Source organism: Chitinophaga rupis (genome assembly GCF_900109685.1).
In the GTDB taxonomy this organism is placed as follows: Bacteria; Bacteroidota; Bacteroidia; order Chitinophagales; family Chitinophagaceae; genus Chitinophaga; species Chitinophaga rupis.
In genome coordinates this window covers 1,388,572-1,405,973 of the sequence record NZ_FOBB01000001.1, presented here as the reverse complement: position 1 = coordinate 1,405,973, position 17,402 = coordinate 1,388,572, and the positions used below count along the sequence as shown (strand labels likewise).

General features: G+C 46.4%; 12 protein-coding genes. 5 read left to right on the top strand and 7 right to left on the bottom strand.

The genetic code is table 11. The features are described 5' to 3' along the window. Positions 1-76 precede the first annotated feature (76 nt). The 5 genes from purH to BMZ54_RS05620 form a co-directional block, all read right to left on the bottom strand. Positions 77-1,591 (bottom strand): bifunctional phosphoribosylaminoimidazolecarboxamide formyltransferase/IMP cyclohydrolase, encoded by a 1,515-nt coding sequence (purH, locus tag BMZ54_RS05645; protein ID WP_089907297.1) that lies wholly within the window; start codon positions 1,589-1,591, stop codon positions 77-79. A gap of 12 nt (positions 1,592-1,603) precedes the next feature. Continuing rightward, positions 1,604-3,670 carry a ComEC/Rec2 family competence protein gene (locus BMZ54_RS05640; RefSeq protein WP_089907295.1) on the bottom strand — a complete coding sequence of 689 codons (2,067 nt, stop codon included), beginning with the start codon at positions 3,668-3,670 and terminating at the stop codon, positions 1,604-1,606. 1,148 nt (positions 3,671-4,818) lie between these two features. After that, the gene (carB, locus tag BMZ54_RS05630) at positions 4,819-7,635 is read right to left on the bottom strand and encodes a carbamoyl-phosphate synthase large subunit (RefSeq protein ID WP_089907291.1); all 2,817 of its coding nucleotides are present in this window, start codon (positions 7,633-7,635) and stop codon (positions 4,819-4,821) included. A gap of 254 nt (positions 7,636-7,889) precedes the next feature. Then, on the bottom strand, positions 7,890-9,110 hold the full coding sequence (locus BMZ54_RS05625) for an MFS transporter (RefSeq protein WP_238386500.1): 1,221 nt from the start codon (positions 9,108-9,110) through the stop codon (positions 7,890-7,892). A gap of 70 nt (positions 9,111-9,180) precedes the next feature. Beyond that, positions 9,181-9,927 carry a DeoR/GlpR family DNA-binding transcription regulator gene (locus BMZ54_RS05620; RefSeq protein ID WP_089907287.1) on the bottom strand — a complete coding sequence of 249 codons (747 nt, stop codon included), beginning with the start codon at positions 9,925-9,927 and terminating at the stop codon, positions 9,181-9,183. A 104-nt stretch (positions 9,928-10,031) separates the two neighbouring features. Between BMZ54_RS05620 and BMZ54_RS05615 the strand changes: the two genes are divergently transcribed. Further along, positions 10,032-10,550, top strand: a complete 519-nt coding sequence (locus BMZ54_RS05615; RefSeq protein WP_089907285.1) for a 5' nucleotidase, NT5C type — start codon at positions 10,032-10,034, stop codon at positions 10,548-10,550. Between the two features lie 6 nt (positions 10,551-10,556). On the opposite strand, the gene BMZ54_RS05610 is transcribed toward BMZ54_RS05615, so the two are convergent. Together BMZ54_RS05610 and BMZ54_RS05605 are read right to left on the bottom strand one after the other, a co-directional pair. Beyond that, positions 10,557-11,090, bottom strand: a complete 534-nt coding sequence (locus BMZ54_RS05610; RefSeq protein WP_089907282.1) for a hypothetical protein — start codon at positions 11,088-11,090, stop codon at positions 10,557-10,559. Positions 11,091-11,306: 216 nt separating this feature from the next. Further along, positions 11,307-11,933: a helix-turn-helix transcriptional regulator gene (locus BMZ54_RS05605; RefSeq protein ID WP_143080917.1), complete on the bottom strand. Its 627-nt coding sequence runs from the start codon at positions 11,931-11,933 to the stop codon at positions 11,307-11,309. Positions 11,934-12,367: 434 nt separating this feature from the next. Here BMZ54_RS05605 and BMZ54_RS05600 point away from each other — a divergent pair, with 434 nt between their 5' ends. The 4 genes from BMZ54_RS05600 (at position 12,368) to acs (ending at position 17,301) form a co-directional block, all read left to right on the top strand. Next, positions 12,368-12,658, top strand: a complete 291-nt coding sequence (locus tag BMZ54_RS05600) for a hypothetical protein (protein WP_089907278.1) — start codon at positions 12,368-12,370, stop codon at positions 12,656-12,658. An 833-nt stretch (positions 12,659-13,491) separates the two neighbouring features. Then, entirely contained in the window at positions 13,492-14,646 is a 1,155-nt protein-coding gene (locus tag BMZ54_RS05595) for a tetratricopeptide repeat protein (RefSeq protein ID WP_089907277.1), read from the top strand. A 99-nt stretch (positions 14,647-14,745) separates the two neighbouring features. Next, positions 14,746-15,234 carry a hypothetical protein gene (locus BMZ54_RS05590; RefSeq protein WP_089907275.1) on the top strand — a complete coding sequence of 163 codons (489 nt, stop codon included), beginning with the start codon at positions 14,746-14,748 and terminating at the stop codon, positions 15,232-15,234. A 147-nt stretch (positions 15,235-15,381) separates the two neighbouring features. Continuing rightward, on the top strand, positions 15,382-17,301 hold the full coding sequence (gene acs / locus BMZ54_RS05585) for an acetate--CoA ligase (protein ID WP_089907272.1): 1,920 nt from the start codon (positions 15,382-15,384) through the stop codon (positions 17,299-17,301). Positions 17,302-17,402: the final 101 nt, after the last annotated feature.

The window sequence follows — 17,402 nt, the reverse complement described above, 5'->3', positions numbered from 1 at the left end:
GACTTTATAAACGGGATAAATGTAAAAGGGAGCGCAGCGTATCAATTGCTGCACTCCCTTTATTATTGGAAATTGCTTAGTGCTTGAAGTGCCGTATGCCGGTCATGATCATTACCATGCCGTTCTGTTTACAGTATTCAACAGAGTCATTATCACGTACGGACCCCCCGGGTTGTATTACGGAAGTAATGCCTGCTTCATGCGCTATCTGCACACAGTCATTAAAGGGGAAGAACGCGTCAGAAGCCATGGCGGCGCCTTTCAGGTCAAAGTTGAACTGTTTGGCTTTTTCAATGGCATGGCGCAGCGCATCTATACGGGAAGTTTGGCCGCAGCCTTTGCCTATCAGCTGTTTATTCTTAACCAGCGCAATAGCGTTTGATTTCAGGTGCTTGCACACCAGGTTGGCAAACTCCAGGTCGGCCTTTTCAGCGGCATCCGCAGGACGGGCGCCGGCATCGGTCCAGTCTTTATAGTTAACGGTGTCGCTATCCTGCACCAGTACACCGTTCAGCACATTCTTATATACATATGGCTGTTTTACTGGCTGTTTCTGCTGCAGCAAAATGCGGTTCTTTTTGGTGGTGAGCACGGCCAGCGCATCTTCATCAAACCCTGGTGCTATCAGTATTTCAAAGAAAATTTCGTTGATAGCTTCTGCGGTAGCTTTGTCTATTACCTTGTTAGCAGCCAGCACACCGCCGAAAGCACTTTCCTTATCGCCTGCCAGGGCAGCTTCCCAGGCTTCTTTCAGGGTAGCGCGGCTGGCAATACCGCATACGTTGGTATGTTTTATTACTACAAAGGTGGTTTCTGTAAACTCCTGCACCAGCTGGCAGGCAGCATCCACATCCACCAGGTTGTTATAAGACAGCTCTTTACCATGCAGCTTGTTAAACAGCTCCTGTAGGTTACCGAAGAAAATGCCGCGCTGGTGCGGGTTTTCTCCGTAGCGCATTACCTGGCCCTGGGGGGCAGATACCTGGAAATATTGCTGGGGCTCATTGTTCAGGAAATATCCTGCAATGGCTACATCATAATGCGCGCACACTTCAAATGCTTTGGCAGCAAAGCGGCGGCGGTCTTCTATGCTGGTAGCGCCTTTATTTTCTACCAGTACTTTTTCCAGGTCGGCATACTGGTCTTTGGATGCAACAATCACTACATCTTTATAGTTCTTGCCGGCAGCGCGAATCAGGGATACGCCGCCTATATCTATCTTTTCAATAATGGCCTGTTCTTCCGTAGTGCTTTTAACGGTTTCCTCAAAGGGATACAGGTCTACTATCACCAGGTCTATTTCCGGGATACCATATTCCTGTAATTGCTCCAGGTCCTGGTTATTACCGCGGCGCGCCAATATGCCGCCAAAAACCTTCGGGTGCAGGGTTTTTACCCGGCCGCCCAGTATAGAAGGATATGCGGTGAGGTCCTCTACCGCTACACATTTCACGCCCTGCTCCTCAATAAATTTCTGGGTACCGCCGGTGGAGTAAATTGTTACGCCCTGCGCACCCAATTCTTTCACGATGTTCTCCAGGTTATCTTTATAGAAAACGGAGATCAGTGCTGATTTAATTTGCTTTTGCATGAATGGAAAACATTAGAAATTAATAAGATAGGCTCCCTGTTCAGGGACCGAAAAGCAGCGCAAAGTTAGTATGCTGCAATCATTTTTCCACCGTTGTATCTGCCATAATGGGTTGGAAGCATCGAAAATAATCATCTTACAGGTAAACATGTTCTTTAATTGGCTGATAGTCAAACGGGGATGGTGCGAGAGCAAAATATAATCTGTACTGAATTTTTTTGCCGGGCTAAAAGGCCGCCAGGTACTGTCCACTACCACCATCCTGGTATGGCCCATACTTATAAATGCGCTTTTGCGGGAAAAGGCGGGTATAGTACCCGGGGCAGCGCCGTATAACAAACGGGCCGGCTGCAGGTAGCGGCTGCGTAAGCTATCATTTTGCTGAATAGCTATATCACCTGCAAATTGCAGCTGACGTCCGCTGATCACATCTATTGCCGTATAGGCGGGTACGTTATAAATGATAATGGTACGGCGCTTAGCAGTCTGTATGGCCAGTGTAACATCTATCCCTACCCAGCACAAACCTGCATACAAAGCCAGCAGCCAGGCTTTGGGCTGCTTACCCAGCCATACTGTTACCAAAGCTGCTATGATCACATAAGCACATACTGTAGCATAGAGCGGCATATAAATATTGTTGGTAACAGCGTAGGGTAATTGTTCTATAAACAGTACCAGGCGGTTCATAGCGGTTATCAGGTACTTTATACCCATACCGGTGTAATGCGCCAGGGCCGGCCAGGGCGCTACTACCAGCAATACAATTAACCCATACAGGATAATAGTGGATAGCGTTACGATCAATAAATTGGCGGGCAGGAACAAATTCGGGAACTGGTGAAAGTAATAGAGGCATACCGGTATGGTAAACAGCTGCGCCGCCAGGGTTAGGGCTACTGCCTCCCATAGCTTGTTTAACCATTTGTTTTGAATAAGCCACAATTCATACAGCGGTTTATAACATAGCACAATGCTTAATACTGCCAGGTAAGAGAGCTGGAAACCCGCATCCCACAACAGCCAGGGATCATAGCACAATAACAGGAAGGCGGATGCCGCCAGTGTGTTATAGGTATTGGTATGGCGGTCCAGCACAAACTGCCCGATAGCTACTGCAGTAAACATTACGGCCGCACGTAGTATAGATGCAGCCGCACCGGTGATCAGTGCAAAACCCCATAACATGCTGATCACGATCAGGGCCTTAGCCAGGTTCGAAAGCCGGTGGGGCGGCCACCATTGCAGCACCCATAAAAGGGAAGCATAAATGAGTGCCAGGTGCATACCGGAAATAGCAATGATGTGCACTACGCCGGCATTAGTATAGGCCTGTACCATATCGCGGTCCAGATCGTAGCGGTAGCCTATCAGCAGCGCGGCGGCCAGCGCAGCTTCCGGTCCGCTGCCCAGGTATTGTTGCAAAGTATGTATACACCAGGCGCGGGCCTGTAACAGATACTGGTCTGCCAGTGTGTTGCTATTATATGCTGATCTTTTCCAGCTGCCGGCTTTGAGGTAGGCCTGGTGAAAGATCTGTTTGGTGGCGCAGTACTGCCGGTAGTTAAAGGCGCCGGGATTGCCGCTGCTGCTTACGGGGTTAAGCGTGCTGCTGATCCAGACCTCATCCCCACACTGCAGGCTACTAACTGTGTTATGCTTTTGAAAATAGAGCAGCAGGTTACCTTTAACCGGTATTACCTGCCGGTGGTGAATAATGGTATGTACCACGGCCGTGGTTTTCCAGCTGCGGACGCGCTCCTGCAGGGGTTCCTGAATGCTTACCAGCAAAGTATCCCTGCCTTGCAAAAAATTTCCAAAGTAACGGGGCTGGCTGCGTATATCCTTCAGCAATACCAGCAAAGCACCTGCACATATGATCAATACATACAACAATACCCCACGCAGCGGGTTAGTGGTATATTGTTTTCCCAAAGGCAGGAAGCTCCATGCCAGCAAGCCTGCCAGCATAAGCAGCAAGATACCTGTTAACCACCACCAGCTTATAACCAGCCATATTTGCAGGCAGATACCAAAGGCTAACGGTATGCATAAACGAAGAAATGGTGTTGCTCTCAATTGGGTTTTCCGGGTTATTAAACTTTCAGGAAAAGAGCGAATTTAGGAGAACTACCTTACTCCAAAAGTTTATCATATGTTAATGGGATGATATAGAAAAACCACCTGTAAAAGACCCCTCAAAAAGGGGCAAAATAGCATAATCCTTTAAGAAGGCTTTAACAAATCCGAAAAACATTAATTTAAAATATATTGAAAATCAATTTATATTAAATATCTATATTTAAAATCTGTTATTGATTAGTTAACATCTTTTTAAATTATAATATTTATAGTAAAATGCATTACCGGTCACGCTATTTTATTATAAATAGTCGTGTCTTTAATGGTTATTTTGAGGGAAAAGAAAGAGCCTGATCTTTATCAGGCTCTGATTTTTTACAGCCATCTCCGGGCTACTGCATTCACACCGCCGCCCGTAAACTGCCCAAGCTACATCGCAGGGATCAGCTTTCGTAATTAATTCATCTATGCGTTGCGGATCATTCTTTATTCCTTACAGGAATAGTTTCTGACAACGCTACTATTATAACTCCTTCCCTTTATTAACTAAGATAAAATTAAATGCCTGTAAAGGTGATATAAGGTTGACGAGCCGCAGGGGCCTGCGTTTGCAATGGATTGCAATAAATGTACGTGCAGCATCACCTATTCATTTTCCAGAAAAGAAATAAGGAAGCCTTACTAACATGGATATACTGTCAGGTATTTATGGCCACCCCTTACTGATGCACAACTGCTATAATATCGCACACCTGATTTAGTAAGGATGCCAAACGGATCACTGAAAACGAAGATGTGCCCCGGAAAATGTAAGCGCAGCACTGATTGCCGGTAAGTGCCTGCAGCGGGAAGGCCGCAAAAGTGCTGATGAAGGATGAAACGGGACCAGGGCGCTGAAGGTGCGCCCGGTTTTATAGGACTTTTTACGGTACAGCACATCTGCAGCAAAGGTGGGCGTTGTATTGTTGCCGGCATTACGGGTGGCGCCATTGTTCACCAACTGGTGCAAGCCTCCAAGGCATTCATACCAGATTATCCTGGAAGTTGCCGCTGCATATCCCTAATGAAAACAGAATTATAAAAAAGAGCGGCTGCATCAACATAAAATGATGCAGCCGCTCTTTTTATTTTTACTTTTTTACTTTTTACTTACTTAAATACATGCTCTTTTCCTTGTACAGCTGGCGGAAGTAAGGATCCCGCAGGTCTTTGATGAAGCGGATAGCCTCACCGGTCGACTTCATTTCAGGGCCCAGCTCTTTGTTCACGCCCGGGAATTTATTGAAAGAGAACACCGGTTCCTTAATGGCAAAACCATCCAGCTTTTTCTCAATGGTAAAGTCCTTCAGCTTATTGTGACCCAGCATTACGCGGGTAGCTATGTTCAGGTAAGGTACCTGATAAGCCTTGGCAATAAACGGCGTGGTGCGGGATGCGCGGGGATTGGCTTCTATCACAAACACCTTCCCGTTCTTCACGGCAAACTGTATGTTTATTAACCCGCGGATATTAAGCGCACGGGCTATTTTTTCCGCGTAGTACTCCATGGTGGTTACTTCCAGCGGTGTAAGGTTAAAGGCCGGTAATACGGCGTTACTATCCCCGCTGTGAATGCCGGCTGGTTCTATATGCTCCATTACACCCATCACATGGAAATCTTCCCCGTCAAAAATGGCATCTATTTCAGCTTCCTGGCAACGATCCAGGAAGTGGTCAATTAATATCTTGTTGCCGGGCAGGTGCTTCAGAAGGCTGATCACCGCCTTTTCCAGCTCCTCCTCATTAATTACAATGCGCATACGCTGGCCGCCCAATACATAGCTGGGGCGCACCAGTACGGGGTAGCCCACTTCTTTAGCCACTTCAATGGCATCGTCTGTACTGTAAGCGGTACCGTAGTTAGGGTAAGGGATACCCAGATCTTTCAACAGGTCGGAGAAACGGCCACGGTCTTCTGCAATATCCATATTGTCAAAAGAGGTACCGATAATGCGGATGCCTTTTTCTTCCAGGCGTTTGGCCAGCTTTAATGCGGTTTGGCCGCCCAGCTGCACAATTACCCCTTCCGGTTTTTCCAGCTCTATGATCTCCCACAGATGCTCCCAGAACACCGGCTCAAAGTAGAGCTTATTGGCCATGTCAAAATCGGTTGACACGGTTTCCGGATTACAGTTCACCATAATGGCATCGTACCCGCATTCCTGTATGGCCTGCAGGCCGTGGGTGCAGCAGTAGTCAAACTCAATACCCTGGCCAATCCTGTTAGGACCGGAACCCAGTACGATCACCTTTTTCTTGTCAGAGGGAATGCTTTCGTTCTCGGTATCAAAGGTGGAGTAGAAGTAAGGTGTTTTTGCTTCAAATTCTGCAGCGCAGGTATCCACCATCTTATAGGTACGGCGAATGTTGAGGCCTTTACGTTTTTCGTACACCTCTTCTTCCTCGCAGTTACCAAACAGGGAGGCCAGCTGCTTATCGGAGAAGCCCATTTGTTTGGCTTCACGCAGCAGCTCTACCGGTATGGATTCCAGGTCGTGCTCCTGGATCTGTTTTTCCAGGCTCACAATATCATTGATCTGGTGCAGGAACCAGCGGTCAATTAAGGTAAGCTGCTGAATGGTTTTTACGGATACACCTTCCATCAGCGCATCTTTAATACGGAAAATACGGTCCCAGGTAGGGGTTTTCAGCCTTTCCAGCAGCTGCTCGCTCTTCATAAGCGATTTGCCGTAGTAGCCTAAGCCAATGGCTTCATTTTCCAGGCTCTGGCAGGCCTTCTGTATAGCTTCAGGGAAGGTACGGCCTATGGCCATTACCTCACCAACGGATTTCATTTGCAGTCCCAGGGTTTCATCGGCGCCTTTAAATTTATCAAAGTTCCAGCGCGGCACCTTTACAATCACATAATCCAGGGCAGGCTCAAAGCAGGCGGAGGTATTGCCGGTGATCTGGTTATTCAGCTCATCCAGCGTATAGCCAATGGCCAGCTTGGCGGCTACTTTGGCAATGGGATAACCCGTGGCTTTGGAGGCCAGGGCTGATGAGCGGCTCACACGCGGGTTAATTTCTATGGCGATCAGCTCTTCATTTTCCGGGTTCAGGGCAAACTGCACATTACAGCCGCCGGAGAAGTTCCCCAGGTTGCGCATCATCAGCATGGCTTTGTTACGCATGTCCTGGAAGGCAGTATCACTCAATGTCATGGCTGGTGCTACGGTAATAGAGTCGCCGGTGTGTACACCCATGGGGTCCAGGTTCTCTACCGTACAAATGATCACTACGTTATCGTTATTATCGCGCAGCAGCTCCAACTCAAACTCTTTCCAGCCCAGCACAGCTTTCTCCACCAGCACTTCGTGTATGGGGGAAGCCTGCAGGCCACGGTTCAGCGCCTCGTCCAGCTCATCTTTACTATGCACAAAACCACCACCGGTACCACCTAAGGTAAAGGAGGGGCGTATTACCAGCGGAAAGCCTATTTCCTGCGCAAACTCTTTCCCTTCCAGGTAAGAGTTAGCAGTACGGGCGGGGGCCACCGGTATCTTCAGCTCTATCATGTACTGGCGGAACAGCTCACGGTCTTCCGCTTTATTAATGGCTTTAATATCCACCCCAATAAGGCGCACATTATATTTTTCCCATACGCCCAGCTCATCGGCCTCTTTACAGAGGTTTAGCGCTGTTTGTCCGCCCATGGTTGGCAGCACGGCATCTATCTGGTTTTCTTCCAGTATCTGCTCTATACTTTCCACAGTCAGCGGCAACAGGTATACCCTGTCGGCCATCATGGGATCCGTCATAATAGTGGCTGGATTAGAGTTGATCAGGATCACCTTAATACCCTCCTCCCGTAAGGAACGGGCAGCCTGTGAACCGGAATAATCAAATTCGCACGCCTGACCAATAATAATGGGTCCAGAACCGATAATGAGAACAGATTTGATAGATGAGTCTTTTGGCATTTGTATAATCTATTGAAAATGAAAAACCCTACTGATCTTCATGCCATGTGATGGACAAAAAAAATCGTGCAAAATTAAGTGTTTCAAAGAATTAGCAGCAATAAATTTTTCAGCAAACATTATTATAATTATTAATGTAAATGCTATACCTTTGTTCCAGCACACGAAAAGAAGTTAGATAACTATCCTGTTTTTAGTCAAAAAAGTCCCGGTAACACTTTACCGGGACTTTTACATTTATACATGTTTATCCGTTAATCAGCTGTTTTAATGCGGCTGCCCATAATGGCAATACAAGCGCCCATTACTGCAATAATAGAAAAGGAGATGACTAAGCTGGATGCCTGCGCTACAAAACCTATCAGCGGGGGGCCCATTAAAAAGCCCAGGTAACCTACTGTGGATACGGTAGCCAGGGCCACACCCGGTTCTGCCTTTTTAGATTTGCCGGCAGCGCTGTATACCAGTGGCACTACAGATGATACGCCGGCGCCCACCAGCAAAAAGCCAAAAACACCGGTTACAAAATAAGGCAGCGCTACTGCTATCAATAAGCCGGATGCGGTTAGGATGCCGCTTAGCTGCAATACCTTGCGGTGCCCCATGCGGGTAGTAAGCCAGTCGGCCACAAAGCGGAAAGAGGCCATGGTACACATGAAGGCAGAGAGCCCTATACCAGCCCTGCCATCCGGCGCAAGGATCACTTTTTTGAAGTATACCACACTCCAGTCGAACATAGTGCCCTCGCAGATCATGGAACAAAAAGCGATAACCCCGAGTATGCGCAAGGCCATAACAAGGGACCATAAGCCGCGCAGCTTAACCTGCGTTTTTAATATCCACAGCCTTATTTTTTTGATGGTGCTTAGCTGCGGCTGCCCTTCAACTGAAGGAAGCCGTTTGGGCTTTTCTTTTACTGCGGTATGCGCTACGGTATATTTAGCGCTTACCACTACTATTACTACCGCAATAGCGGTTATTAACAGAAAATGCTGGTAAGGCGCTATGCCCTGCCCTGCCATGAAAGCACCTATTGAAGCGCCGGTAAAACCGGCCAGGCTCCATAACCCGTGAAAAGAAGCCATAATGGTACGGCCATATAAAGCTTCCACTGCTACGGCCTGGGTATTTACTGCAATGTTCGCCATGTTGCCGGCAAAACCAAACAACATTAAAATGCAGAACAATTGCCAGGGCGCCTGGGCCAGGCCCAGTGTTGGCAATATGATGGCATAACAAGTGGCGGCTATCATTAATACATGCCGGCTGCCAAACCGTGCTATCATGTAACCGGCCACCGGCATAGACAATACGGAACCAATGGGTAAAGCCAGCAGCGCGGTACCCAAACCACCGTCGCTCATGTGCAGCGACTGCTGAATGGCGGCAATACGGGAGCCCCAGCTGGCAAAGCATAATCCTGTCAGAAAAAACAGGGAACTAACGGCTATACGTGTGGCTCTTTTCTGCGGCATGACTTCAATTGATAATGACTGCAACATTTAAATAACTATTTTATAGGTAGGTCGTAAATAAGGATAGTCTTCAGATCACTTTAATACCCAGGTTCAGATATGGCTGTATCACCTCTTCATTCACCCGGTCGGTTATAATCGTATCCAGTTCTGTTATATCACATACTTTGAATGGCTCTGCGGTGCCCATTTTATCTATCGTGGCCAGCGCCATTACGCGGCTGGCGGATCGTATCATGCTGTACTTCACTTCTGTCTCGCCCAGGTCAATGCCCGTAATGCCGGCCGTGGGGTGCAGGCTGCAAACGCCCAGGAAACAAATATCTGCCCGAAACTTTTCCAGCATACGGATGGTATCCAGCCCGGAGGTTACCTGCGAGTTCTTGAAAACACGCCCGCCGGTAAGGATAACCTCTGTGGAGGGATGCTCCATGAGCTGCATGGCAATGGGTACGCTGTTGGTAATAACGGTAAGGCGCAAATTGGCCGGGAACATTTTTACCAGGGTGTAGGTAGAGGTACCTCCATCCATGATGATTGTTTGCCCGTCGTGCAGGAAGGATAAGGCCTTGCCTGCAATCGTGCGCTTATCATCCTCATGAATGCCGATGCGCTCTTTAAAGCTGTAAGGGTGCGGAGAGTGGGGAATAGCGCCGCCTCTCACCTTAATGAGCAATCCACTCTGCGCCAGCGATTCCAGGTCGCGGCGAACGGTATCTTCAGATACCTGCAGGTCGTTACTGAGCTCTGTTTGCAGTACCTTATTATCTGTTTGCAGCTTTTTAAGAATATAATCCAGGCGCTCTTCCTTCAGCATAGTTGCTATTTTATGCAATATTATGAAATAATTTGCGATAATTTAATAACACATTCATTGCATAGCTCGAAAATAGCGCATATATTTGCAAAAAACAGCAGAATATGGCAAGAATTGCAATTGATATGGATGGGGTTATGGCAGACAGCACACAGCAGTATATTAACTGGTATGCCAATCGTTACGGTGTTACCGTAGCAAAGGAAAGCCTGTTAGGCAAACCTGAAACCACGGGTTTTCCGCTGGACGGGGTGGTAAGGCAGTTCCTGTATGAGCCTAATTTTTTCCGCACCAAACCGGTAATAGCCGGGGCGCAGGAAGTAATTAAAGCTTTACAGGAAAAACATGAAGTGTTCATTGTGTCTGCCGCTATGGAGTTTCCCTTATCCCTGGCAGAGAAGCTGGCCTGGCTGGAGGAGCATTTTCCTTTTATCAGCTGGCATAACATTGTGTTTTGTGGTTATAAGCACATTGTTGCTGCAGATTACCTGATTGATGACCATGTGAAGAACCTGAGCACTTTTAAAGGAGAGCCGCTGATGTTTACTGCTCCGCATAATGTGAATGTGCAGGAATTTAAGCGGGTGAATACGTGGGAAGAGGTTGGGGCTTTGTTGTTGTAAAAGGGGTTATACGCCCCTGCTATCTTCGGGGAATTCCATTTCTTCATAGAGTATGCCGGCCCGGTTCATGTCGGCCATGCCATAAGGATATGCTCCGCCATCATTTACATAACCTGCCTTTACCGGCGCATTGAACATTTGGGCCTGGAATGATTCATACTGATTGCGGGATGCTACCTGGTGTGCTTCTGTTTTAGACCAGAATATGTCCTCGCCATTATGGTCTCTGTTCACAAAGATCTCATACCATGCGCGCCGGTCTTCTTCCTTATCTGTGGCCAGGCTTTTACAAATATCGCGGGCAGTGTTATGCTTGAACTCTTCCAGCCAATCCCGGTAAGCTATTTTCACTGGTTCAATGAGCAGCAATAGCTGGTCGGGCAACAGGGTATAATACCGGGTAATGATCTGTTTTGCATTGTGGCTGGCATTTAGCCGCCGGGCAAGCAAACCGGCGTACCGGGGTCTTGTTAACAGATTGGGGCCACCTATCACGGACATGGATAAATACCAGATCTCCGAAAATTTTGGGTTAGTCATGTGTAAGCTGATTAAACTTTTACCTTACTGATATTTTTCACAACAGGACATTACAAATATAAACAAAAATTGTTCATGCGAAAAAATCCTATTGATTTGATCCTCATATAATCCATATCAGAATTGGGGTTTCGATAAAATCAATCAAAAGCGAATTTGCGCAAAAAGTATAAGCTTTTTACTTTCCTGATTGCATTATTATCACCCGGTAAATGTTCAGACTTTTTTGGAGCGTACCTGTTTGCGGAGTTGTACAATATCTTTCTTAAACGTATCCATGGTTTCTTTTAAGGCATTATGCTGTTTGAGGAGCTGGTTATATTCTTCGAGGAGCTTATAATATTTTTCGCGCAGGGCCAGCATTTCTTCAGAATCTGCTATGCGGTTATCTTCAACGGCGTTAGGGTGCAGGAAAGCGGTTTCGGTTATTTCCAGCGCTTTGGTTATGGTTTCCAGCTCCAGCGGATCAAATACGGCTTTATCGAACAGGTTGTACATGGTTCTGCGGCTCATATCCAGTCGGCGTGCCAGCTTACTTTTGTTTAAGCCTTTTTCTTCTATGAGCTCTGTAAAGCGCTGTCCGTGATGGGCGATGGTAGGCACCTGCCCTTTGCCTGCTTTAGGTACTACTTTATTATTCCAGTTGTAAAATTCATCACTGCTGATCCCTATGAGGGTGCAAAAGCGCTCCAGGGTGGATCTTTTCATATCGCTTTTACGCAGGTGATAATGTGCTATCTGGTTGGTAAAGCCCGCCATACGGGCAAAGTCAACAATTTTTATTTTCCGCTGCTTCAGTATCTGTTTCAAGCGCTGGCCCATGTGGATTAACCCTAGCTGCATCTTACATCAAATTTTTCGGTTTTCGTTTGGTGTCAGTTTTTCATATTATAACATTATTACAATATAAATTATTTCTGTTGCTTTTGGCGAATTAAAATTTCATTTTGATTCTTATCATGCCATTATACAACTGTTAGGGCACAATTAACAAGATTTAGCAGGGATTTTACCTTCAGGAAATTTTACAAAAGGTGTGAGAATGATATCGTCATTAATTATCCACAAAATAAAGGTGTGTAGCTTGAAACCCGCCAGGGTAAAGTGTTAGCTGCAGATTGGCGATTTGAGAAATTAGTCAATAAAAAATGGTTCATTTAAAATCATTATCAATATATTTGCTGATATAAAAGCAGGCAATTATTGATTATCCTAACTAATTATCAACGCTAACACCAAACACTTTTTTTGATAGCAACGTATTAAACCTCCAAACCATGAAGAAATTAGTGCCGCACACACCGGTGCCTGTGAACATGCTGCAGGATATTCATGCCAACCTTATTAATTTCCCCATCCGCTTCCGGGAAAAGGTTTGTGAAGAATGTTCCTGGAGCATTCCTACTTTTTACCGTAAAATGCGGGGAGTAGATAAGCCTGCCGAAGGGGATAAAAAGATGATCCCTGCATTAAGTAATGCTGAGAAAGAAAAAATTATGGCGGTGCTGGATGAAGCATTCCAGGAGCTGCATACTTACAGTGAGCAATACCGTAAAAAACCACGTTAAGCATTTTTGCCATTGCGGTATTGTTTTAGTGATTTCCGGGGACCGGGCTGTATATGTTATGAAATGCGTTTTATAAACAGCCCTGATATAAAAGTGTAGTCTTATCTGTATGAGAAATGTGTTCATAAATGACAGCCCTGGTATTTAATGTGAATGCTGGTGTATTATCCTGTATTGGAAATGTGTTTATAGAACAGCAGTCCTGGTTAGCTACTGGCTTATCCTGTATCGAAAATGCTGCTCATAAACGGCAATCCTGATATTAATGTGTAGGCTACCCATATAGGAAATGATTTAAAAGCGCGATGGTATTAATGTGAATGCCAGTGTATATTCTGTATGGAGAATGTGTTTATAAACAGCAGCCATGGTATTAACATGAATGCCAGTGTATTACCTGTATGGGAGATGTGTTTATAGAACAGTAGTCCTGGTTAGCTACTGTCTTATCCTGTATTGAAAATGCTGCTCATAAACGGCAATCCTGATATTAATGTGTAGGCTATTGTCTTATCCTGTATGGGAAATGTGTTCATAAACGGCTGCCATGGTATAAGGTGAATGCTGGTGTATTATCCTGTATAGGAATGTGTTCATAAACGGCAGCTATGGTATTAATGTGAATGCCAGTGTATTATCTGTATTGGAAATGTATTCATAAACAGCAGCCATGGTACTTAATGTGTAGGCAAGGTCTTATCTGTATTGGAAATATGTTCATAATGGCAACCCTGAATTTAATGTAGGCCAGTGTCTCACCCAGGAAAATTCTTTCTTCAACTAAAGTTTTAGTATTTAAAACTAAATACTTAGTTTTATGAAAAGATGTACCTATGCACACACGTTGTTACCTGCTGTTGTTGCTGATAAACCTGGGTCTGTCCAGCACCTACGCGCAGCAAGCGCCGGAAATAGACCAGGCGGTAGTAATGAGCTACTTCCAGGACCAGCAATATGAACCCGCTATCCAATACCTGCAAAGCCGTATACAGCCGGATAACATTAAACAGCTGGCATTATTGGGATATGCTTATTACCAGGCAGGTAAGTGGCCGGAGACTATTCAAACGTATCAGCAAATACTACATTTAGACAGTGCCTATATACCAGCCTACCAATACCTGGGTGGCATTTATATGCAGCAGGAGCAGGCCAGACTGGCTATTCCACATTACCGCAAGCTGGCGGCCCTGCAACCACAGGCACAAACCTATAAACAACTGAGCTTTGCCCTGTTTGCCGCCCGGGAAGCTGATAGTGGTTTTGTGTACCTGCGGCATGCATATGCCCTGAACCCGTTTGACAGTAAGGTAGTAGCGCGCATGGCAGAAGAATGGCTGGACCGGCAGCGGTACAATGCGGCCGATAGTGTACTGCAGCCCTACCTGGCAAAAGATTCCCTGCAAACTTCTGTTATCATACCGGCTGTGAAAACGGCCTATTTCCGGAAAGACTATGCGCAGGCCATTATGCTGGGCCAACGGCTCATGCGGCAGCAGGTTGTTTCCGTTGCTGCCTATACCTTTGTAGCAGCGGCCTGCTATAATCTGAAGCGCTACCAGGAATGCATATACGTAAATGACTTTCTTACGCAGATGAATATGTCAACCGAAGCTATTATGTATTATGCGGCTATGGCCTGCACGCAGCTAAAGGACTATATCCGCAGCAATACATTGTTGCAAACCTGCATTGACCTGGCAAAATCCAAAAGCCTGGATGATTACTACAGCGCCATGAGCGTGAACTACGAGGGGCAGCATGTATTCAGGAAAGCTACTGCCTGCCTGGATACTGCGTACTACCTGTTTCACGCACCCCTGCGGCAGTATAGCATAGGGCGTATTTATGACTATCACTTGCAAAACCCGGCCGCAGCGCAGCGGTATTATAAACGTTATCTGTTACTGGCACGCAGTAAGGAGGAGGATCCGGCTATTTCCAGGTATGTAACACAGCGGTTAGGGGAAATGGAGGGTGGAAAATAAGAAAGCAATGTGTAAATAATATAGCACTTACTAGCCATATGATTATCGGGGACTGCCACTATCTTTGCACAGGGTTCACAAGAGTACCATTTGACGTATATGAAAAAATTTTACGGAGGCTTATCCCTCATTACCTTTATTGTTATGTTATCCGCGCTGCAGGTGAGCGTTGTATCCTGTACCAAAGAATCTACCGTAATACAGAAAGATACAATGGTGAATATGCAGATCATTACTGCCAACCCCTGGAAAATACAGGAGATCCGTGGACTAAAGGGTACCAATGTAACCCTCTATTACCTGCGGGGTGCTACTGGTAATACGGACAACTTTGACAATGAATACATTGTTTTCAACACAGATAAAACCGGTACGTACACGGATAATAATGGCGGTAAAAGTAACCTTACCTGGGACTTTACCACCTCCGACAATAGCCGGATCGCTTACACGGTGAGTTTTCCGGGCAATACTATTACTATTACCTGGGGTAACCTGAGCTTTAAAGACGGCCGCCTGAAATATGAAGAATATTATACCAATGCAGGTGTAAACGTACATTCTTACGGCATTAGAATCCCTAAATAGATCCCTATACCAACTTAAACCAGTACAAAATGCCTCCTTCCCGGGGGCATTTGTTTTTTAAATAATCCTCAGCTGCTGGGAGAAATCGAGAAAAGAAAATAAATTTACTCTCCGTTATGACCAACGTAAATACAAAATAAAGCAGCTATGGCCTCTTACCCGTATCAGATCAAGAATTTTGAAGAATACCAGCAAGCCTATAACCAAAGCGTTGTAGACCCCGAAGGATTTTGGGGCAATGTGGCCGAACATTTTTTATGGCGTAAGAAATGGGATAAGGTGCTGGAATGGAATTTCAAAGATCCGGATATAAAGTGGTTCCAGGGTGGTAAGATGAATATTACTGAAAACTGCCTGGACCGCCACCTGGCTACCCTGGGCAATACGCCTGCCATTATATGGGAGCCTAATGATCCGGAAGAGCGCCATCGCATACTTACCTATCGCGAGCTATATAACAAGGTATGCCAGTTTGCCAATGTGCTGAAAAACAACGGTGTAAAAAAAGGCGACCGTATTTGTATTTATATGGGTATGATCCCCGAGCTGGCCATAGCGGTGCTGGCCTGCGCGCGTATAGGCGCCATCCACTCTGTAGTGTTTGGCGGTTTCAGCGCCCAGTCCATTGCCGACCGTATACAGGATGCGCAGTGTAACCTGGTAATTACCTGCGACGGCGCTTTCCGTGGCAATAAAGATATTCCGCTGAAGTCCGTAATAGACGATGCCCTGATGGCCTGCCCCAGCGTAAAAAAAGTAATTGTATGTACCCGTACCCGCACCCCCATCAGCATGCTGAAAGGCCGCGATGTGTGGTGGGAGGATGAAATAAAACAGGTAGAGACCATGGGCAACCCTCCCTGCTCTGCCGAAGAAATGGATGCAGAAGATATGCTGTTCATCCTGTACACCTCCGGCAGCACCGGTAAGCCCAAGGGCGTGGTACACACCTGCGGCGGGTTCATGGTGTATACCAATTACACGTTTGTAAATACTTTCCAATATAAGCCAGGTGAAGTGTTTTTTTGCACGGCAGATATTGGCTGGATCACAGGACACAGCTATATCTTATACGGCCCGCTAAGCGCCGGCGCCACTACCCTGCTGTTTGAGGGTGTGCCTACCTGGCCCGATGCCGGCCGCCTGTGGGATATTACTGATAAATTCCGGGTAACCACTTTATACACCGCCCCTACGGCTATACGTAGTTTAATGGGCTTTGGCTTAGGACCCGTAAATCATAAGGATCTGAGCTCCCTGAAAAAACTGGGCAGCGTAGGCGAACCGATTAATGAAGAGGCCTGGCATTGGTTCAAAGACCATATTGGCAAAGGCAAATGCCCCATTGCCGATACCTGGTGGCAAACAGAAACCGGCGGGCATATGATAACGCCCATTGCAGGCATTACCCCGGAAAAACCCGGTTATGCTACCCTGCCACTGCCCGGTGTGCAGCCCATACTGGTAGATGAAAATGGTAAAGAGATACAGGGCAACGGCGTAAACGGAAACCTGTGCATTAAATTCCCCTGGCCCGGTATGCTGCGTACTACCTACGGCGATCATGAGCGCTGCCGTAAAACATATTTTGCTACATACGAAAACCTGTACTTTACCGGTGATGGCTGTATGCGCGATGAAGATGGCTATTACCGCATTACCGGCCGTGTGGATGATGTGCTGAATGTAAGCGGACACCGTATTGGTACTGCCGAAGTGGAAAATGCCATTAATATGCACGCCGGCGTAGTGGAAAGCGCCGTAGTAGGCTATCCCCACGATATTAAAGGGCAGGGCATTTATGCTTACGTGATCTGCGATACCAACCCCTCTAAAGATGCAGAACTTACGAAGAAAGATATAATACAAACCGTGTCCCGCATTATTGGGCCTATTGCCAAACCGGATAAGATACAGTTTGTAAGCGGCCTGCCAAAAACCCGCTCCGGCAAGATCATGCGCCGCATTTTGCGCAAGATCGCTGAGAATGAGCTGGACAACCTGGGCGATACCAGCACTTTACTGGACCCTGCGGTGGTGGATGAGATTAAGCGGGGAAGGTTGTAAAAAGGTCGATGGTCCATTGCTTAGTGCAGTAATACAGGTATAAAGAGGCAGGGCCAAATTTTTAAATAGATAGTATAGCAACAGGCAATAAAAGATTTTTC